Raw genomic sequence first — 17,910 nt, forward strand, 5'->3', positions numbered from 1 at the left:
GCCCTTCTCATATGAGTTGCGCGCCGGGATCTTTGCAGCAGGAAACGGGGTTTGGAGCCCGGCGTAGCAGGCTCCTCACCCACGTCTATCGGACGATCCTCGTATCACCAGTTGTCCCGGCAAGAGGATCTGCCTCGGTGCCGCTTGCTCACCATGCAACCGATCGATCAGGCAGGTGGCCGCCGCCCGCCCGATCGCATCGGTCGGCTGGGCAATGGCGCTCAGTCCGGGGCCGATGAGGGGTGCCCACTCGGGATCGTCAAAACCCAGAAATCCCACGTCGGCGCCGAACCTCCAATGGCACTGCGCCGCAATGCTTGCAATGCGCAGCGTGACCACGGCGTTGCCGGAGATGACGGCAGCGCGTCGACCATCCTTCGCGCTTTTCGCGCGGAGAAGAAGTGCACGTATCGCGTCTTCCAGCAACTGGCCGTCTTCCTCCGAATACTCGAACACCTGACCTGCCACCAGCCCGGCTTGCGAAGCAATGCATTTGTTGAATGCAGTCGCACGCTCGCGCCGACTGCTCACGCCCTTCTTCGGCTCGGTGACGTACATGAGTTCACGGTAGCCATTCCCGATGAGGTGCTTGCAGGCGGTCTCCATCGCGTCGGCGCTGTCCAGGGCCACGAAATCGGCCGTCATGCCGCTGTGTCGCCGATCCACCAGCACGGCAGGCTTGCCGCTGCGCTCGAGCGCTTCCACGACGCCAGCCCCGCGGCCCAGCGTGTTCAGGATGAAGCCGTCGACCTGGTAGCCCGCCAGCGCATCGATGGCTTCGCGCTCGCGTCCGACCGCATTCCCCAGATTGAAAAGCATGACCAGGTAGCCGGCTTCCTGGCACGCCTTTTCCGCGCCTCTCAAGACCGCGACGGAATACGGATTGGTGATGTCCGCCACGATCAGGCCGATCAATCGCGAACGACCACGGCTGAGCGCCTGGGCCATCGGGCTGGGCGCGTAGTCGAGTTCGGCGATCGCCTTCTTGACGCGCGCTGCGATGTCGGGCGTGAGCAGCTTCTCGTGATTGAAATATCGCGAGACAGTGGCCTTGGATACGCCGGCAGACGCCGCGACGGCCGCAATGGTGGGGCGTCGAGCCTGCAAGCTGTCATGAGAAGCAGCTGATCTCAAAATCCGCCCTGCTGTAGTTCTTCGCGCGTCGGCAGGCCTTCGGTGTCGCCAAGGACTTGCACAGCGCGCGCGCCGATCCAGGCGCCACGGCGCACTGCATCCGGCACGCTGCGGCCTTCGAGCAAGGCGCTGACCACGCCGGCCGCAAAGCCATCGCCGGCACCGACGGTATCCACGACCTTCTTCACCGGATAGCCGTCGACATAACCGGTACCTTCGGCATGGCTGTCGAAATAGGCTCCCGCGGCGCCGAGCTTCACCACCACGAGCTTTGCGCCCCTGTCGCGGTAGAAGCGCGCGATGCCCTCGGCCGTGTCGTGGCCCGTCAGCAGCAGGCCTTCCTCGATGCCAGGCAGCACCCAGTCGGCGAGCGAGGCGAGGTGATTGATCCAGTGGCGCATCACCTCGGTCGACTTCCACAGCGTGGGGCGCAGGTTGGTGTCGAAGGAGATCGTGCGGCCCGCGCCGCGCATCACGTCCATGGTCTTGATGGCCGCCTGCAGGCTGGTCTCGGAGATCGCCGGGAACACGCCCGTGGCATGCAGGTGGCGCGCCGAGCGCAGCCAGGACTCATCGACGTCGGCCGGTCCCATCTGGCTGGCGGCCGAACCCTTGCGGTGGTATTCGACCGGCGGGTCGCTGCCGTCGGTCACGCGGCCCTTGAACTGGAAGCCGGTGCGCTGCGCCGGATCGCAGATGACGTGCGAGCAGTCGATGCCCTCCCCCTTCATGCTGGCGATGAGCGAGCGGCCCATCGAGTCGGTGCCCAGGCGGCTGGCCCAGCCCACCTTGAGGCCGAGCCGCGCGAGGCCGATGGCGACGTTCGTCTCCGCGCCGGCAGTGCGCTTGTGGAAGCCGGTGGCGTCCTCGATCGGGCCGGGCTTGTCGGCCACCAGCAGCAGCATGGCCTCGCCGAACAGTGCTACGTCGAAAGCGGTGTCGCTCATCTTGGTCAATGGGCTTGATGTGAACTGAGGATCTGCCCGAGGAACTGGCGCAGCTTCTCGTGCTTCGGATGGCCGAAGAACTCCTGCGGCGGCCCCTGCTCCACGATGCGGCCATCGGCCATGAAGATCACGCGGTCGGCGACGCTGCGCGCGAAGCCCATCTCGTGCGTGACGCACAGCATGGTCATGCCATCTTCCGCCAGGCCGATCATGGTGTCGAGCACTTCCTTGACCATCTCCGGATCGAGCGCCGAGGTGGGCTCGTCGAACAGCATGATCTTCGGGCTCATGCACAGCGCACGCGCAATGGCCACGCGCTGCTGCTGCCCACCGGACAGCTGGCTCGGATACTTGTTGGCCTGCTCGGGAATGCGCACGCGCTTGAGGTACTTCATCGCGATGTCCTCGGCCTGCTCCTTCGACATGCCGCGCGAACGCATCGGCGCCAGCGTGCAGTTCTGCAGGATGGTGAGGTGCGGAAACAGGTTGAACTGCTGGAACACCATGCCGACCTCGGCGCGCACCGCATCGACGTTCTTGCCGCCGGCCGTGAGGTCGATGCCGTCGACCACGATCCTGCCCTGCTGCACGACTTCGAGACGGTTGATGCAGCGGATCAACGTCGACTTGCCCGAGCCCGAAGGCCCGCAGACCACGATGCGTTCGCCGGCGCGCACCGACAGGTCGATGCCCGTCAGCACCTGGAACTGCCCGTAGAACTTGTTCACGCCTTCGAGCTTGATGATGGGCTCGCCCAGCGCGTGGCCGGGCAACTGCACGTTGACTTCTTCCATGACCTTCCTCAGGAGTTGGGCATGGCCGGGAAATCGGTTCCGAGCCACTTCTGGTAGAGCTTGTTGAGTTCCCCGTTGGCCTTGTTGCGGGCGACAAAATCGTCCAGCGTCTTCTTGAGTTCGGCCTGGCCGGGGCGCATCGCGACGCCCATCACCTGCTGGCGCAGGACCAGCTTCTGCTCGTAGGTGTTGGCCGGCGCGCGCTTGGCAATCTGGCCGGCCACGGTGGTCGAGCAACCGATGGCATCGACCTGGCCCGACATCAACGCCTGCATGGCCGAGGCGTCGTCGTCGAAGCGCCGCACCTCGGTGCCCTCGGGAGCGACCGCCGTGAGCGCGATGTCCTGCGTGCTGGCGCGAGCCACACCGACGCGCTTGCCCTTGAGGTCGGCGGGCGACTTGATCTCGACCTTCTGTACGCCATACAGCACGATGGTGGCGGCGGCATACGGCACCGAGAAATCCACCTGCTTGGCACGCTCGGGGGTGATCGCTAGCGAAGCCACCAGCACGTCGACCTTGTTGGTCAGCAGGAACGGGATGCGGTTGGGTCCGGTCACCGGGACGATGTTGGCCTTGACGCCCAGGTCCTTGGCCAGGAGGCGGGCCACGTCGGCGTCGTAGCCGTCGGGCTGGTTCTGCGCGTTGGTCGTGCCGTACGGCGGGAAGTCCACCAGCATGCCGACGGTGAGCTCCCCCTTCTTCTTGATGTCGGCCACGCTCTGGGCCGAGGCGAAGGGCGCGAGCACGGTGAGCGCGGCGGCGGCGAGTCCGATGGCCGCGGTGCGGCGGGTCATGTAGCGGGTGGTCTTGATCATGCGAATGTCTCCTTGGGTTGTGCGGGAAAAACTGTCAATGGATCAGCGGATCAGCGAGCCAGGGCGACGGCGCGCCTGCGCTCCATGTGCGCCGCCAGCAGCGAAAGCGGCCAGCAGATGACGAAGTACAGCACGGCCACGGTGCCGAACACCTCCACCGGCTGGAAGGTTGCGTTGTTGATGATCTGGCCGGCACGCGTGATCTCGGTGAAGCCGATGATGGCCGCGAGCGAGGTGCCCTTGATGATCTGCACCACGTAGCCCACCGTGGGCGCGAGCGCGATCTTGAGGGCCTGGGGCAGCACCACGTCGCGCATGCGGGCCGTGTAGTTCAGGTTGAGCGCCAGTGCCGCCTCGACCTGGCCGCGCGGGATGGACTGGATGCAGCCGCGCCAGATCTCGCCCAGGAATGCCGCGCTGTTGAGGATCAGCGCCGCGCCGGCGGCGACCCACGGATTGATCTCGATGCCGATCACCGGTGCGCCGAAGAAAATCAGGAAGAGTTGCAGCAGCAACGGCGTGCCCTGGAAGATCTGGATGAAGCCGGTGGCCAGCAGTTGCGCGGCCCGGTTTTCCGAGGTGCGCGCCAGCGCGATCACCAGGCCCAGGATGGCACCGCCGATGAAGGCGATCAGCGACAGCGCCAGCGTCCACTTGGCGGCTTCGAGGATGAAGAGGAATTCGGAATAGCCGAAGGTACGCATGGTGTTTGTCTCCGCTTGGCGTTGGGGGCGTGTGCTACGCGTTCAGCGCCGGTCCGGATAGTTGAGCGTGTTGCTGTAGATCAGCTTGAACAGGGCCGAAAAGCTGATCGCAAGCGCCAGGTAGATCCCTGCGACGACGATGTAGATCTCGAAGCTCCGGAAGGTCTGCGACTGCAGGTTGGCTGCCACCGAGGTCAGGTCATCGGCGGAGATCACCGACACCACCGCCGAACTCAGCATCAGCAGGATGAACTGGCTGGTGAGCGCGGGATAGATCGCCTTCAGTGCCGGCTTGATGATGATGAAGCGGAAGATCTCCCAGCCCTTGAGGTTGAGTGCGCGTCCGGCTTCGATCTGCCCCTTCGGGATCGACTCGATGCCGGCACGGACGATCTCTGCCGCGTAGGCGCCCAGGTTGACCACCATGGCCGTCAACGCGGCCGTGTAGGGCGACCAGCGCAGGCCGATGGACGGCAGCGCGAAAAAGAAAAAGAACAGCTGCACCAGGAAGGGCGTGTTGCGGATCACCTCGATGTAGGCATTGATCACGAAGCGCAGCCACTTGGGCCCCGAGGTCTTGCCCCAGGCGCAGAAGACAGCCACCACCAGGCCCAGAAGCGTGGCGACGAGCGAGAGCTGGACGGTGATCCAGGTGCCCTTGAGCAGCAGCGGCCAGGCTGCCAGAACGGCGTCGAACTGAAACTGGTAGTTCACTTGAAGTGTCTCCGTGTCGGTGAAATCCAAGGGCGATGGCGTGATTGTATGAAACCGGTTTCAGTGCAACATTGGGGATTTCCCGCGGTGCCGCACTGCACGCGGAATCAGACCGGGGATTCCTGCGTGCGTGCGATTTCGTCGAGCAGCGCGGTGCTCATGACATCGAACGGCGCCGGCTTGCCGGTGTAGAGCTCGACCTGGCCGCAGAACTGGTGCAGCAGCATGCGGGTGCCGTTCACGGCGCGGCAGCCTGCGGCGCGCGCGTCGCGGATGAGCTTGGTCTCGACGGGGATGAACGCGGCGTCCATGACGAAGAGGTGCTGCGCCAGCTGGCCGGGCGCCAGCGGGCTGACATCCGGCGCGCGATAACCCGCCGCCGTGGCATTGACCACGCCGTCGAAATCCGAGGCCTCGAACAGCGACGGCGCACCCGCGAACGCGATCCCGAATTCACGCGCAATGGCTTCGCCCCGCTCGGCCGTGCGATTGAACAGCGTGACCTGCGCACCGGCGCGCCGCATGCCCCATGCGATGGCGCGTGCCGCACCGCCGGCGCCCAGCAACGCGACGCGCCGGCGTTCCAGCGGGCTGGCTTCCTCGATGGCGCGCACGGCCCCGATGCAGTCGGTGTTGTAGCCCGTGAGGAAGCCGTCGCGGTTGTCGATGGTGTTGACGGCGCCGATCTCGCGTGCCGTGTCGTCCAGCGCATCCAGGTGGGGAATCACCGCCTGCTTGTGCGGCATCGTGACGTTGAGTCCGCGGATGCCGAGCGTGCGCATGGCCTGTACGCCGCCGGCCGCATCGTCGATGCCGAAGCACACGAAGGTGTAGTCCAGGCCCAGTTCGCGGTACGCGGCGTTGTGGACCTTGACGTTGAAGGTGAAGGGCTGGCCCGCAAGCGAGCCGCACAGCGTGGGGATGGAACTGGGCATGGCTACACCTTGGAAAGATCGAATGCGGCAACCGGCTTCTGCCCGGCCAGGACCTTCAGGAGATTGTCGGTGGCAAGCTCGGCCATGGCGCGGCGCGTCTCGTGCGTCGCGGAGCCGATGTGCGGCAGCGGCGTCACCTTCGGATGCGTGCGCAGCCGAGAGTGCTGCGGCAGGGGTTCGACCGCGAACACATCGAGGCCCGCCGCACGCAACTGGCCGCTGTCGAGCGCGTCGAGCAATGCCGCTTCCTGCACGATGGCGCCGCGCGAGCCGTTGACGAAGATGGCGCCCTGCTTCATCCGTGCAAACGCACGGGCGTCCATCAGGCCGCGGGTTTCGTCGGCCAGCGGCAGCGTGAGCGCGACGATGTCGGCGCGCGCCAGCACCTCCTCGAAAGGCAGCCGCGAGGCCCGCCCCGCCAGCTCGGGCGGCAGCGGCACCTCGAAAGGGTCGTGGAACAGCACCGGCATGCCGAAGCCCAGGGCCGCGCGACGTGCGACCGCCTGCCCGATGCGCCCGAAGCCGAGCACGCCGAGGGTCTTGCCGTGCACGTCCCAGCCGAACAACTCCTCGCCGATGTTGCGCGTCCACTGTCCTTCGCGCACCAGCGTGGACAGCTCGACCAGGCGGCGCGACGTCGCCATGACCAGCGCGAAGACCGTGTCGGCCGTGGTCTCGGTCAGCACGCCCGGCGTGTGGCACAGCACGATGCCTCGCTGCTTCAGGGCCGCCAGGTCGTAGTTGTCGACGCCGACCGAGATGCTGGAAATGATCTCCAGCGCAGGCGCGCTCGCCAGGTCATCGGCCGTGATCTTGAAGCTCGACCCGATCAGACCCTGCGCGTCATGCAGCGCCGCACGAAAGCGCGGCAGTTCCTCGGGGCGGCGCGGGTCGGCCACGGTCACGTCGTGCTGCGCCAGGATGCGTTCCAGCAGATCGTCCGGAAGCTTCCTGAACACCACGACTTTCTTGCGTGATTCACTCATGCTTTTCTCCTTGGGGAATTCAGCGCGGCATCGAACGGATCGGCGAAGGGCCGCCGTAACGGGAGGCGCCGGCCCTGGGCAGTCGAAGTTGGGAAGCCTTTCCTCCCTCGTGGGAGAAGCGATTCTATGAAACCGGTTTCAGATATACGCTAGGGATTTCCCTATGGCACTAGAAATGCCGGCCGTGGGCCGCACCGACCCGAAGCGAACTTCCACGCCGACGATCGCCTGTTCCACGTGGGCGGAGAGACCTACGCGTTGACCAATCAGTGGGGGGATCGATCCGTGGAAGCAGTGGAAAGCATCAAGCGGCGATTGGGCCCCGCGGCACGCGTCGAATTCGCGGCAGCGTCCGAGTAGGCGCGGCTCGAAGGCCACGTTTGCGCTGACGGAACGGCCTTCCCTGACCCGTAGGGTTTCTCAGGCGGTTGCCGCGGCGAGGCCGCGCGTCTTCGGAATGGCCGCCAGCGTCTGGCGGATGCCTTCCGCATTGGGGGTCTTGCGGATCGGTCCGATCAGCCGCTGCAGGGCCGAGTCATCCATGATCAGCGGATCGGTCATCAGGTAGTTCATCTCGACCAACTCCCGCATGAAGGGATTGAACAGGCCGATGAGGCGCAGCATCGTCTTGCCTGCGACGCGCAGCTTGAACTTCGTGCCGGTCTGGCGCCCCATCTCGGCAACCAGGTCGCGCTGGGTTGTCGTGCCGGCGCCCGCAAGATGCCAGATGCTTCCGAAGGCGGCGGGCGTGTCGACGAGCCGAGCGACCACCGGTCCCACATCCGGCACGAACACGAACTCGTGCGGACGGTCGATGGGCCCGACCAGATCGGCGGTACCGCCGTTCACTGCCGCCTGTGCGGCGCGGTGCAAGAGGCTGGCCTCCACGCCGGGGCCGTAGAAGTCCGGCAGGCGCAGCACGGTCGCGCGGATGCGGCCGGCGGCGTGGGCCTGCATGAGCAGATCCTCCTGGGCCTTCCGCATGCGGCCCTTGAAGGTGTGCGGTTCGCGAGGATGGTCTTCCCGCACCGGGTTGGTCTTCGGCCGACCATAGGAATACACGGTGCCAATCAGGATGATGTTCTTGACTCCAGCGGCCACCGCGCCGTCGAGGGTCTTGCGCATGAGCTCCGGGTGCAGTTCGAACTGCCAGTAGTTCACGCCGACCATGTAGATCAGTGTGTCCACGCCGGCAGCCGCCGACCGCACCGAGGCCGGCGAATCAGGGTCCCAGGAAACGATCTCGGCGAGCGGGTCGGTGCCGAAGGCCTTGCGAAGCTTCGAGATATTGCGGCCCACCACACGGTAAGGGCGCCCCTTGCTGGCGAGTTCAGTGGCGATGCTTTGCCCGATGACGCCTGCGGCGCCGAAGAGAGCGACTTTGGACATGATGGTTTCTCTTTCAGATTCAGAAGGACAACTTGCGGAGGGCGGTGGCCAATGAAGCCGCTCGCCGTAGGACTTTTCAGGCAGCTATCCAATGCTGCGAGTGACTGCAGTTTGCAGATTCCTGCCCAGAAAGAAAATCGCCCAGATCTGGCTAGCAGCTATGCATAATTGAATACCATGGCCAGTAGCGAACCCAACTGGGAGTGGTATCGAACCTTCCTGCAAGTCCTCGAGACGGGCTCGCTGTCCGCGGCAGCCCGGGCAATGGGGCTCACGCAACCGACCGTGGGTCGACACATCGACAGCCTGGAGGCCGCGCTTGAGCTAAAGCTGTTTACCCGCTCGTTCGATGGTTTCGCGCCAACGGACGCCGCGGGGGAACTGAGACCCTATGCGGCCGGCATCGCCGCGACGGCGTCCGCCCTGCGCCGGGTGGCCAGCAGTCACGGATCGGGCGTTCGCGGCACGGTGCGGCTGACGGCCAGCGAGGTGATCGGCGTCGAAGTGCTGCCGCCAATTCTCGCGGCCCTGCACAACGAGCACCCTGAACTCGTCATCGAGCTGGTGCTTTCCAATCAGGCCGACGATCTGCTGCATCGCGAGGCAGATATCGCGGTGCGCAATTTCCGGCCGGTGCAGGACGCATTGGTGGCCAAACGCGTCGGTGGAATCGAGCTTGGCCTGCATGCGCATCAGCGCTACCTCGCAGCCCGGGGCTTGCCCAAGTCGCTGGACGGGTTGGCCAGTCACGCGGTCATCGGCTTCGACCATGAGAGTGCCTACATCCGCCGGCTCCAGGAGAAGGTCCCGGCCTTCTCGCGGGAACGCTTCGCGTTTCGGGCGGACAGCGACCTGGCACAGTTGGGGGCGATTCGCGCAGGCATCGGGATCGGCATCTGCCAGTCGAGATTGGCCGCCAGGGACAAGCAACTGGTTTGTGTCTTGCGCAGCCAGTTTTCGCTGACGATGGACACTTGGGTCGCCATGCACGAAGACTTGCGGGCAAGCGCGCGTTGCGCTGTTGCTTACGCGGCAGTTGCCGCCGGGCTCCACGCCTACACGCGAGGCGCCTGACCAGCTTTCGATCCCGACCTTCCTGGCATCAGGTCAGCAGGCGCGGCCCATGTTCGCGCGACGCTACGCCAACGCCCGCTGGATCAGCAGCTTCTGGATATCCGAGGTGCCTTCGTAGATCTGGCACACGCGCACGTCCCGGTAGATGCGCTCCAGCGGAAAGTCGTTCACATAGCCATAGCCGCCGAGCGTCTGGATCGCAGCGCTGCACACGCGCTCGGCCATCTCGCTCGCGAAGAGCTTGGCCATTGCCGCTTCCTTGAGGCAGGGGCGGCCCGCATCACGCAGGCTTGCGGCATGCCAGATCAACTGGCGCGCCGCTTCGATCTGCGTCGCGCATTCGGCCAGTCGGAAACCAACTGCCTGCTGGTCGAAGATGGCGCCGCCGAACGCGTGTCGCTCCTTGGCGTAGGCGACCGCCACGTCGAAGGCACTGCGCGCCATGCCTACGCTCTGTGCGGCGATGCCGATGCGACCGCCCTCCAGCGCGCCGAGGGCGATCTTGTAGCCTTCGCCCTCCTGGCCGATGAGGTTCCCGGCGGGAATGCGGCAGCCGTCGAAGTTGATCTGGGCGGTGTCGCTCGAATGCTGGCCGAGCTTGTCTTCCAGGCGAGCGACGTTGTAGCCCGGCGCGTCGGTCGGCACGATGAAGGCGCCCATGCCGCGCTTGCCAGCCCCCTTGTCGGTGACGGCGATCACGATCGCGACCTGTCCGTTCTTGCCGCTGGTGATGAACTGCTTGACGCCGTCGATCACCCAGCCCTCGCTGTCCTTGCGCGCGGTGGTGCGCAGCGACGAAGCATCGCTGCCCGCCTGGGGCTCGGTCAGGCAGAAGGCGCCGAGCATCTTCCCCTGCGCCAGCGGCTGCAGCCACTGCTTCTTCTGCTGCGCATTGCCGTAGCGCATGAGGATGGCATTGACCGGGCAGTTGGTGACGCTGATGGCCGTGCTGGTCCCGCCGTCGCCCGCGGCGATTTCTTCCAGCACCAGGGCGAGCGCGAGGTAGTCGAGCCCGGCGCCGCCGTCCTCCTCGGGCACACAGATTCCATAGGCACCGAGCGCCGCCAAGCCGGCGTGCGCCTCCTTCGGAAAGCTGTGTTCCCGATCCCAGCGCGGCGCGTGGGGCCAGAGTTCGGTTTGCGCGAATTCGCGAACGGCGTCTCGGATCGCCTCGTGATCGGATGTGAGGAGCATGGCAGTGAGGGTTTCGTCAACGCGGAGGCAGGCGGATCGCGCCGTCCAGGCGAATCACTTCGCCGTTGAGCATGTCGTTCTCGATGATGTGGCGGGCCAGGCTGGCGTAGTCCGCGGGCCGGCCGAGCCGCGATGGAAAGGGCACGCTGGCGGCCAGTGCGTCCTGCACCTCCTGCGGCATGCCGAACAGCATGGGCGTGCCGAAGATTCCAGGTGCAATCGTCATGTTGCGAATCCCCAGGCGTGCAAGGTCACGCGCGATGGGCAAGGTCATCCCGACCACGCCACCCTTCGACGCGCTGTAGGCAGCCTGCCCGATCTGGCCGTCATAGGCGGCAACCGAGGCCGTCGAGATCAGCACGCCGCGCTCGCCCGTGGGCTCGGGCTCGTTCCTGGACATGGCATCGGCCGCAAGGCGGATCATGTTGAAAGTGCCAAGCAGATTGACCGTCACGGTCTTGCTGAAAGCAGAAAGCGCGTGCGGACCATTCTTGCCGACCGTCTTCTCGGCGGGCGCGATGCCAGCGCAGTTGATGAGGCCCACGAGCTTGCCCAGTTCGAGCGCCGCGGCCACGGCAGCCTGTCCGTCCGCTTCCTGGCTCACATCGCATTTCACGAACACGCCGCCCACTTCGGCGGCAACGGCCTCGCCTTTTTCCACCTGCATGTCGGCGATGACGACCCTGGCGCCGTTCGCGGCCAACATCCGCGCAACGCCTTCGCCGAGGCCGGATGCGCCGCCGGTGACCAGGAACACATGGTTCGCAATTTTCATGACTCTGCTTTTTCCACTCTCAAGATAGATCTGTTCGCGTTGCGCTTTTCAGTGCTCGGCGTAATAGGCCGCGGTCGAGCCCAGGTTCTCGCGCGCCCGTGACAGCTCCGCGCGCGCCAGGGTGCGCAGGTGCACTTCGTCCGGTCCATCGAAGAAGCGCATGGCCCGGCCCCAGGACCACAGGTAGGACAGGGGCGTGTCGGGCGTCACGCCCATCGCACCGAAGACCTGCATGGCCCGATCGACCACGCGCGTCTGCAATTGCGCGGCAACGAGCTTGATGGCTGACACGTCCACATGCGCAGACTTGTTGCCGTAGGTGTCCATCTTCCAGGCCGCCTGCAGCACGAGCAGGCGCGCCTGGTCGATCTCCACGCGGGAATAGCCGATCCAGTCCTGCACGTTCGAGAAATCGCCGAGGTGCTTGCCGAAGGCGCGTCGGGTCAGCGCGCGTTCGCACATCAGCTCCATGGCCAGCTCGCACTGGCCGATGGTGCGCATGCAGTGATGGACACGTCCCGGCCCCAGCCGCGCCTGCGCGAGCGCAAAGCCCTCTCCCTCCCGGCCGAGCAGGTTGGTCACCGGCACGCGCACATCGGTATAGGTCACCTCGCAGTGCCCTTCGGGCGCATGGTGATGCATGATGGGCACGTCCCGCACCATGCGAAAGCCCGGAGTGTCCAGCGGCACGATGACCATGGAGTGGCGGGCATGGCGAGGTGCATCGGCTTGATCGTTGGTCACCCCCATGACGATGGCGAACCTGCAGTTCGGATGCAGCGCGCCGGTCGTGAACCACTTGCGGCCGTTGATGACGTACTCGTCTCCCTCGCGCCGAATGCTGGTCTCGATGTTCGTAGCGTCCGACGAGCACACATCGGGCTCGGTCATGGAGAAGCAGGACCGGATCTCGCCATCGAGCAGCGGCACGAGCCAGCGCTCGCGTTGCTCAGGCGTCGCGAACAGATGAAGCAACTCCATGTTGCCGGTGTCGGGCGCGCTGCAATTGAACACCTCGGACGCCCAGGGCAGGCGCCCCATGATCTCCGCCAGCGGCGCGTATTCCATGTTGCCGAGCCGCGTGCCCGGCTCGTCATCACGCAGCCCCGGCAGGAACAGGTTCCACAAACCGGCCTCGCGCGCCAATGCCTTCAGCGGCTCGACCACGGCGGTCGGATAGGCCTTCGTGGCCGCGATCCGCTCGAACTCGGCATTGCGCGGCAGCACATGGCGGTCCATGAACTGACGCACGGTGCGCTGCATCTGCAGGCTTTCTTCGCTGTACTGGAATTCCAAGGTCGATCTCCGGACGGAAGGTTTCAGAAATAGGGTACGGGGGTGCGGATCGCCTCGAGCCCACGCTGCGACAGCGCGCTTGCCATTTGCCCCACCTCGGCCGCGTTGCTGGCCACGGCATTGCCCTGCGCAGCGCGCGCCGCGATGCCTTCGAACATCACGGCCCAGCGCATCAGCGCAAAGGCCCAGTGGAAAGGCGTGGCCTGCCGAGCCGCGTCACGGCCCGTGCGGCGGTAGTAGTGCGCCAGGTACTCGTGTTCCGACGGAATGCCTAGCGCCGCGAGATCCGCCCCGCGGACGCCGCCGAATTCGGTGGGCAGCGTGCGCCAGGCCACGGTGTTGAACGCCACGTCGGCCAGCGGATGGCCCAGGGTCGAGAGTTCCCAGTCGAGCACCGCTACGACGCGCGGCTCCTCGGGATGGAACAGCAGGTTGTTGAGCTTGAAGTCCCCATGGGTGAGCGTGGTCTCGTCATCGGCGGGCATGTGCTCGCCCAACCAGGCCAGCAGTTCGTCGATGGCGGGGTTCTCTCGCGTCTTGGACAGCGCCCACTGCTGGTTCCAGCGGCGTAGCTGCCGCGCGAAGAAGCCACCTTCCCGGCCGAAATCCCCGAGGCCCGCGGCGCGCCAGTCCACCCCGTGCAGCTGCGCGAGCGTGTCGGCCATGGCGAGGTAGATGGCACGCCGTTCGGCAGGCGCCATGCCGGGCAGCTGGTTGTCCTGGAACACGCGTCCCTCGACCCGCTCCATGAGGTAGAACGCGGTGCCCACGATGTCGGGCTCCGCGTGGTAGAGCACCACCGGCGGTACCGGCAGCGCCGTGCTCGCGAGCGCCTGCATGACCCTGTATTCGCGGTCCACCGCGTGGGCCGAAGGCAGGACATCGCCTGCCGGCTTCTTGCGCAGCACCATGCGACGGTTGTCGAAGTCCACGAAGTAGGTGGGATTGGACTGGCCGCCGCCGATGGCTTCGACGCGCATGCGGCCGAGCAGGCCCGGCAAGCGCCGATGCAGGAAGGCCTCGAGCCTGTCGACTGCCAATCCGGGGGCCTGTACGGGTTCTTGTCTTTCCAGGCCGCCGACTTCCAGATAGCTTGCGTCGAGCATGTCGAACCGAGTCCTACTGCAACTCGATGCCGTTGGCCGCGACGATCCGCTTCCAGCGCTGGATCTCCTCGCGCTGGAAGTTGCGCATCTGCTCGGGGCCACCGGCCATCGGCGACGCGTCCTGCTTCTGCAGGAAGTCCAGCGACGCCTGCGACCTGGCCGCCTTCAGGACGGCGGCTTCCAGTTGGCGCACGATGGGCTGCGGCGTCTTCGCCGAGACGCCAAGTGCGGTCCAGACGAAGGCCTGGAACTCGGGAACGCCGGCCTCGGCCATGGTCGGCACGCCTGGCAGCGAAGGCATGCGCTTCGGGCCGCTCACGGCCAGCGCGCGCAGCTTGCCGGACTTGATCATCTCCAGGCTGATGACCGCCACCGCATAGTCCACCTGCTTGCCCAGCAGTGCGCTGACCACTTCCCCGCCGCCCTTGTACTGGATGTTGACCGTCTTGATGCCGGTGAGTTCGTTGAGCCAGGTGGACCACAGGTTGTAGCCCGGCGAACCGGCGCCGTTGTTCAGCGCGCCGGGCCGCTTGCGCGCGTCGGCGATCAGGTCGGCCATCGTCTTGTACGGCGAATCGGCCGGCACCAGCACCATGCAGTACTGGCTGCTGATCAGGCTCAGCGGCGTGAAGTCGGCGATCGGGTCGTAGGGCATGTTGCGGATCAGCGCGGCGTTGATCGCGAAGGTCGAGTTGCTGCCGAACAGCATGGTGTAGCCATCGGCCGGCGCATTGAGCACCGACTGCACCGCGACGATGCCATTCGCGCCCGCCCTGTTGTCGACTATCACCGGCTGCCCCGTGCTCTCGCTGAGCACCTGTGCAATGACGCGCGCCTGCATGTCCGAGCCGCTGCCCGGATTGAAGGCCACCACCATGCGGATCGGCCGCGACGGAAAGGTGGGGTCCGCGGCGTGCGCGGCGAAAGGCAGGGTTCCGGCCATGGAGGCCAGGCCTGCGCCGGCGATGCTGCAAAGCAATTGGCGGCGCGAATGATCGGTGGTGTGGTGCATGTCTTTGTCTCCTGTATGCACCCAGTGTTCTCGCAAGCCCGGACCGAGACCAGAGCTCAATTTCGATGAGCGAAATTCAGGTTGATCCAGCGGGCGCCTGCACCCTGGCCATTTCATCCCACGCGCGCTGCACGTCTTCGACCAGCTTGCGCAGCACCGGTGCGCAACGCTGCACGAGCGGTTCGTTGTCGCCATCCTTCGCCGACAGGCTGAAGTTGATGGCGTAGAAGGTGCGGTCCGGCGAGCGCAGTCCGGCCGCGATGGCCGACATGCCGGGGATGGCGTCCGAGCGGCAATAGCCCAGGCGCGCATGGCTCGCCAGGGACTTGTCGATGTCCTTGCGCAGCGCCGGCCAGCGCGCGCCGTGCTGGGCTTCGAGCGCTTTCAGGATGCGCTGGCGCGAGCGCGCGTCGAGCGCGGCAAGGTACGCATGCCCGGGCGAGTTCGACTCGATCGCGAGCCGGATGCCCGCCGTCACCTGTCGCTGCACCGGCCCCCGGCTTTCCCGCAAGGTCTCCAGGTACACCATCGCCAATCCGTCAGGGGTCGAGAGGCCGACGTTGATCTTCTCGGCCACGGCCACCTTTCGCATGAGCGGCAGGGCCAGCGCCAGTTCGGACTTGGTCTGGCGAAAGGCCACGCCCAGGCTCAGGTGCACCGGCGCCAGGCGGTAGGCGCCGGTCTGGGCTTCATGCACCAGGAATCCCGCGCCCACCAGCGCGTTTGTCAGCCGGCTGATGGTGGGCCGTGGCAGGCCGGTGCGCTCGGCCAGTTCCGCGTTGGTGAGCGCCGGCACGCTGGGCAGGAAGGCTCGCAGCAGGTCGAGACCGCGCACCAGCGACTGGCTGCCGGCGGTCGAGCGCGTGAAGGTGCCGCTTTGCCGCGTCAGGCTGCGCGTCGAAGGCTTTTTCGAAGGGACTGAAGGCGGTGAACGGGCCATGGCAAATGCTCGCTGCAATTTCGAAGAGCGAAATTTGACCATGGTGCGGAGCCTTTGCCTACGCAAATACTTGTGCTCCTACAAACCGCTGACTGGGGCTGCACGAAGGCCCGTCCGAACGAGACATCCCATGACCAGTTCCCCCGACCTCTGCATCACCCTTACCGGACATGTCGCCCACATCGAGATGCGACGCGAAGCGCCGGGCTACATCGACATGGACTTCGTCACCCGCCTGGCCGGGCAGCTGGAGGCGCTGGATGCCGACGACGACTGCCGCGCCATCGTGCTCTCCTCGGCTGGCAAGGCCTTCTGCGCGGGCGCCGACTTCGGCGGCGTCACGCAGGGCACGCCCGACCCCGGCCCCTTCTACCAACAGGCCATGCGCCTGTTCCGCACGCGCAAGCCCATCGTGGCGGCGGTGCAAGGCGCGGCGATCGGCGCCGGGCTGGGTCTTGCACTGGTGGCCGACTTCCGCGTGGCAGGCCCCTCCGCGCGCCTGAGCGCCAATTTCAACCGCCTCGGCATCCACCCCGGCTTCGGCCTCACGCTCACGTTGCCGCGGCTGGTCGGCGAGCAGCAGGCCGCCCTGCTCTTCTTCACCGGCCGCCGCATCGACGGCGCCGAAGCCCAGCGCGTCGGGCTGGCCGACGAACTGGTCGCCGACGCCGAAGTGCTACCGCGCGCCCTGGCGCTGGCGGCCGAGATCGCCGAATCGAGCCCCGCTGCCGTCGAAAGCACGCGCGCCTCGCTGCGCCTGGGCCTGGCCGAACGCATCGCCGAGGTCAACCGGCGCGAGCGCGAGATCCAGATCGGTCAGATGGTCAGCGCTGATTTCCGCGAAGGCGTGGCCGCGATGGCCGCGCGCCGCCCGGCCAACTTCACCCGGACCTGATGGCCATGCGCGAACAGGCACCCACCGGACCGCTGGCCGGCATCCGGGTCATCGACCTGACGGCCGTGGTGCTCGGCCCGCTGGCCACGCAGGTGCTCGCCGACTTCGGCGCCGACGTGATCAAGGTCGAGCCGCCGGAAGGCGACCTCATGCGCGCCAACGGCGTGTCACTGCACCCGGGCATGAGCTCAATCTACCTGGCGCTGAACCGCAACAAGCGCTCGGTGGTGCTCGACCTCAAGCAGGAGGACGATGCCGCCGCGTTGTGCGCGCTGATCGCGGGTGCGGACGTGGTCGTGCACAACATGCGCGTCGCCGCCATCGAGCGCCTGGGCTTCGGCTACGAAGCGGTGGCTGCGCTCAATCCGAAGATCGTCTACTGCGTGGCCACCGGCTTCGGCCAGGACGGCCCCTGGCGCGACCGCCCTGCCTTCGACGACATCATCCAGGCGTCCTGCGGCATGGTGGGCCTGGGCGCCATCGACGGCGAGGCGCCCGGCTACATGCCCAGCCTGATCGCCGACAAGGTCTGCGGGCTCGCGCTGGCCAATGCCGTGATGGCGGCCCTGCTCCACCGTGAGCGGAATGGCGAAGGCCAGTACGTCGAAGTGCCGATGCTGGAGACCATGGCCTCCTTCGTACTGGCCGAGCACATGGGCGGCCTGAGCTTCCCGGGCTCGCCGGCCCCGGCGGGCTATGCACGCCTGCTCGACGGCGGCCGCCGCCCGGTGCCCACCGCCGACGGCTGGATCAGCCTGCTGCCGTATACCGGCCGCCACTGGAGCGCCTTCTTCGAGGCCGTGGGTCGGGAAGACATCGCGCGCGCCTACGACCTGTCCAGCCGGGAGCAGCTCAACAAGAACATCCGCCATCTCTACGCCTGCCTGGCCGAACTCACGCCCACACGCTCGAGCGCCGACTGGCTGCTGCTCTGCGAGCGGCTCGACATTCCGGCCACCGAGATCTGCCGGCTCGACGATCTGCCGCGTCATCCGCAGCTCGAAGCGGTCGGCCTGTTCCAAAACTCGACGCATCCGACCGAGGGCGCGATCCGCGAATTGCGCCCCGCCACCCTGTTCCACAAGACCCCCGCCACGCTTCGCCGCCATGCGCCGTCGCTTGGCGAGCACACCCAGGAGGTGCTGCGCGAAGCAGGCATCGCGATGCCGCGCGCCCTCCCCCAACGCCAAGACTGAA

The 17,910-nt window shown here is 66.4% G+C and carries 18 protein-coding genes; 3 read left to right on the forward strand and 15 right to left on the reverse strand.

From position 1 onward, the window contains the following. Positions 1–75: 75 nt before the first annotated feature. The 9 genes from HCU76_RS05760 to HCU76_RS05800 form a co-directional block, all read right to left on the reverse strand. On the reverse strand, positions 76–1,134 hold the full coding sequence (locus tag HCU76_RS05760) for a substrate-binding domain-containing protein (protein WP_371319765.1): 1,059 nt from the start codon (positions 1,132–1,134) through the stop codon (positions 76–78). After that, the gene (locus tag HCU76_RS05765; protein ID WP_218508712.1) at positions 1,131–2,081 is read right to left on the reverse strand and encodes a sugar kinase; all 951 of its coding nucleotides are present in this window, start codon (positions 2,079–2,081) and stop codon (positions 1,131–1,133) included. Before HCU76_RS05765 ends, HCU76_RS05760 begins: the two co-directional genes overlap by 4 nt. A 5-nt stretch (positions 2,082–2,086) precedes the next feature. Beyond that, a complete protein-coding gene (locus tag HCU76_RS05770) occupies positions 2,087–2,875 on the reverse strand; it encodes an amino acid ABC transporter ATP-binding protein (protein ID WP_218628413.1) in 789 nt (262 codons plus the stop codon). Between the two features lie 8 nt (positions 2,876–2,883). Further along, the gene (locus HCU76_RS05775) at positions 2,884–3,693 is read right to left on the reverse strand and encodes a transporter substrate-binding domain-containing protein (RefSeq protein WP_213959943.1); all 810 of its coding nucleotides are present in this window, start codon (positions 3,691–3,693) and stop codon (positions 2,884–2,886) included. Between the two features lie 50 nt (positions 3,694–3,743). Then, on the reverse strand, positions 3,744–4,397 hold the full coding sequence (locus HCU76_RS05780) for an amino acid ABC transporter permease (protein WP_218508713.1): 654 nt from the start codon (positions 4,395–4,397) through the stop codon (positions 3,744–3,746). A gap of 42 nt (positions 4,398–4,439) precedes the next feature. Continuing rightward, on the reverse strand, positions 4,440–5,111 hold the full coding sequence (locus tag HCU76_RS05785; RefSeq protein ID WP_213959945.1) for an amino acid ABC transporter permease: 672 nt from the start codon (positions 5,109–5,111) through the stop codon (positions 4,440–4,442). 107 nt (positions 5,112–5,218) lie between these two features. Next, a complete protein-coding gene (locus HCU76_RS05790) occupies positions 5,219–6,046 on the reverse strand; it encodes a shikimate dehydrogenase (protein WP_218508714.1) in 828 nt (275 codons plus the stop codon). A gap of 2 nt (positions 6,047–6,048) precedes the next feature. Further along, positions 6,049–7,032, reverse strand: a complete 984-nt coding sequence (locus HCU76_RS05795) for a D-glycerate dehydrogenase (protein WP_218508715.1) — start codon at positions 7,030–7,032, stop codon at positions 6,049–6,051. A 420-nt stretch (positions 7,033–7,452) separates the two neighbouring features. Further along, entirely contained in the window at positions 7,453–8,421 is a 969-nt protein-coding gene (locus HCU76_RS05800) for an NAD-dependent epimerase/dehydratase family protein (protein ID WP_218508716.1), read from the reverse strand. Positions 8,422–8,598: 177 nt separating this feature from the next. Between HCU76_RS05800 and HCU76_RS05805 the strand changes: the two genes are divergently transcribed. Beyond that, positions 8,599–9,495 (forward strand): LysR family transcriptional regulator, encoded by an 897-nt coding sequence (locus tag HCU76_RS05805; RefSeq protein ID WP_213959674.1) that lies wholly within the window; start codon positions 8,599–8,601, stop codon positions 9,493–9,495. Positions 9,496–9,558: 63 nt separating this feature from the next. Here the strand turns inward: HCU76_RS05805 and HCU76_RS05810 are convergent, their stop codons facing one another. The 6 genes from HCU76_RS05810 to HCU76_RS05835 all read right to left on the reverse strand — a co-directional run bounded on the left by HCU76_RS05810 (position 9,559) and on the right by HCU76_RS05835 (position 15,818). Further along, positions 9,559–10,689: an acyl-CoA dehydrogenase family protein gene (locus tag HCU76_RS05810; RefSeq protein WP_218508717.1), complete on the reverse strand. Its 1,131-nt coding sequence runs from the start codon at positions 10,687–10,689 to the stop codon at positions 9,559–9,561. 16 nt (positions 10,690–10,705) lie between these two features. Further along, the gene (locus HCU76_RS05815; protein ID WP_218508718.1) at positions 10,706–11,464 is read right to left on the reverse strand and encodes a 3-hydroxyacyl-CoA dehydrogenase; all 759 of its coding nucleotides are present in this window, start codon (positions 11,462–11,464) and stop codon (positions 10,706–10,708) included. Positions 11,465–11,512: 48 nt separating this feature from the next. Further along, the gene (locus HCU76_RS05820; protein WP_218508719.1) at positions 11,513–12,760 is read right to left on the reverse strand and encodes an acyl-CoA dehydrogenase family protein; all 1,248 of its coding nucleotides are present in this window, start codon (positions 12,758–12,760) and stop codon (positions 11,513–11,515) included. Between the two features lie 23 nt (positions 12,761–12,783). Further along, complete coding sequence (locus HCU76_RS05825; RefSeq protein ID WP_218508720.1) at positions 12,784–13,866, reverse strand: phosphotransferase family protein; 1,083 nt, start codon at positions 13,864–13,866, stop codon at positions 12,784–12,786. Positions 13,867–13,879: 13 nt separating this feature from the next. Next, positions 13,880–14,878, reverse strand: a complete 999-nt coding sequence (locus tag HCU76_RS05830; protein ID WP_218508721.1) for a tripartite tricarboxylate transporter substrate binding protein — start codon at positions 14,876–14,878, stop codon at positions 13,880–13,882. Positions 14,879–14,954: 76 nt separating this feature from the next. Next, on the reverse strand, positions 14,955–15,818 hold the full coding sequence (locus HCU76_RS05835; RefSeq protein WP_218508722.1) for an IclR family transcriptional regulator: 864 nt from the start codon (positions 15,816–15,818) through the stop codon (positions 14,955–14,957). Positions 15,819–15,948: 130 nt separating this feature from the next. Between HCU76_RS05835 and HCU76_RS05840 the strand changes: the two genes are divergently transcribed. Next, the gene (locus tag HCU76_RS05840) at positions 15,949–16,713 is read left to right on the forward strand and encodes an enoyl-CoA hydratase/isomerase family protein (RefSeq protein WP_218508723.1); all 765 of its coding nucleotides are present in this window, start codon (positions 15,949–15,951) and stop codon (positions 16,711–16,713) included. Then, entirely contained in the window at positions 16,713–17,909 is a 1,197-nt protein-coding gene (locus HCU76_RS05845; RefSeq protein ID WP_218508724.1) for a CaiB/BaiF CoA-transferase family protein, read from the forward strand. Before HCU76_RS05840 ends, HCU76_RS05845 begins: the two co-directional genes overlap by 1 nt. Position 17,910: the final 1 nt, after the last annotated feature.

Source organism: Variovorax sp. dw_308 (assembly GCF_019207085.1).
Lineage (GTDB): Bacteria > Pseudomonadota > Gammaproteobacteria > Burkholderiales > Burkholderiaceae_C > Variovorax.

What these genes read in the sequence shown, in the direction of transcription:
- HCU76_RS05845 (WP_218508724.1), top strand. Translation starts at nt 16,713, where the DNA reads ATGGCCATGCGCGAACAGGCACCCACCGGACCGCTGGCCGGCATCCGG.
- HCU76_RS05825 (WP_218508720.1), bottom strand. Translation starts at nt 13,866, where the DNA reads ATGCTCGACGCAAGCTATCTGGAAGTCGGCGGCCTGGAAAGACAAGAA.
- HCU76_RS05840 (WP_218508723.1), top strand. Translation starts at nt 15,949, where the DNA reads ATGACCAGTTCCCCCGACCTCTGCATCACCCTTACCGGACATGTCGCC.
- HCU76_RS05780 (WP_218508713.1), bottom strand. Translation starts at nt 4,397, where the DNA reads ATGCGTACCTTCGGCTATTCCGAATTCCTCTTCATCCTCGAAGCCGCC.
- HCU76_RS05775 (WP_213959943.1), bottom strand. Translation starts at nt 3,693, where the DNA reads ATGATCAAGACCACCCGCTACATGACCCGCCGCACCGCGGCCATCGGA.
- HCU76_RS05790 (WP_218508714.1), bottom strand. Translation starts at nt 6,046, where the DNA reads ATGCCCAGTTCCATCCCCACGCTGTGCGGCTCGCTTGCGGGCCAGCCC.
- HCU76_RS05810 (WP_218508717.1), bottom strand. Translation starts at nt 10,689, where the DNA reads ATGCTCCTCACATCCGATCACGAGGCGATCCGAGACGCCGTTCGCGAA.
- HCU76_RS05835 (WP_218508722.1), bottom strand. Translation starts at nt 15,818, where the DNA reads ATGGCCCGTTCACCGCCTTCAGTCCCTTCGAAAAAGCCTTCGACGCGC.
- HCU76_RS05830 (WP_218508721.1), bottom strand. Translation starts at nt 14,878, where the DNA reads ATGCACCACACCACCGATCATTCGCGCCGCCAATTGCTTTGCAGCATC.
- HCU76_RS05815 (WP_218508718.1), bottom strand. Translation starts at nt 11,464, where the DNA reads ATGAAAATTGCGAACCATGTGTTCCTGGTCACCGGCGGCGCATCCGGC.
- HCU76_RS05765 (WP_218508712.1), bottom strand. Translation starts at nt 2,081, where the DNA reads ATGAGCGACACCGCTTTCGACGTAGCACTGTTCGGCGAGGCCATGCTG.
- HCU76_RS05795 (WP_218508715.1), bottom strand. Translation starts at nt 7,032, where the DNA reads ATGAGTGAATCACGCAAGAAAGTCGTGGTGTTCAGGAAGCTTCCGGAC.
- HCU76_RS05770 (WP_218628413.1), bottom strand. Translation starts at nt 2,875, where the DNA reads ATGGAAGAAGTCAACGTGCAGTTGCCCGGCCACGCGCTGGGCGAGCCC.
- HCU76_RS05800 (WP_218508716.1), bottom strand. Translation starts at nt 8,421, where the DNA reads ATGTCCAAAGTCGCTCTCTTCGGCGCCGCAGGCGTCATCGGGCAAAGC.
- HCU76_RS05805 (WP_213959674.1), top strand. Translation starts at nt 8,599, where the DNA reads ATGGCCAGTAGCGAACCCAACTGGGAGTGGTATCGAACCTTCCTGCAA.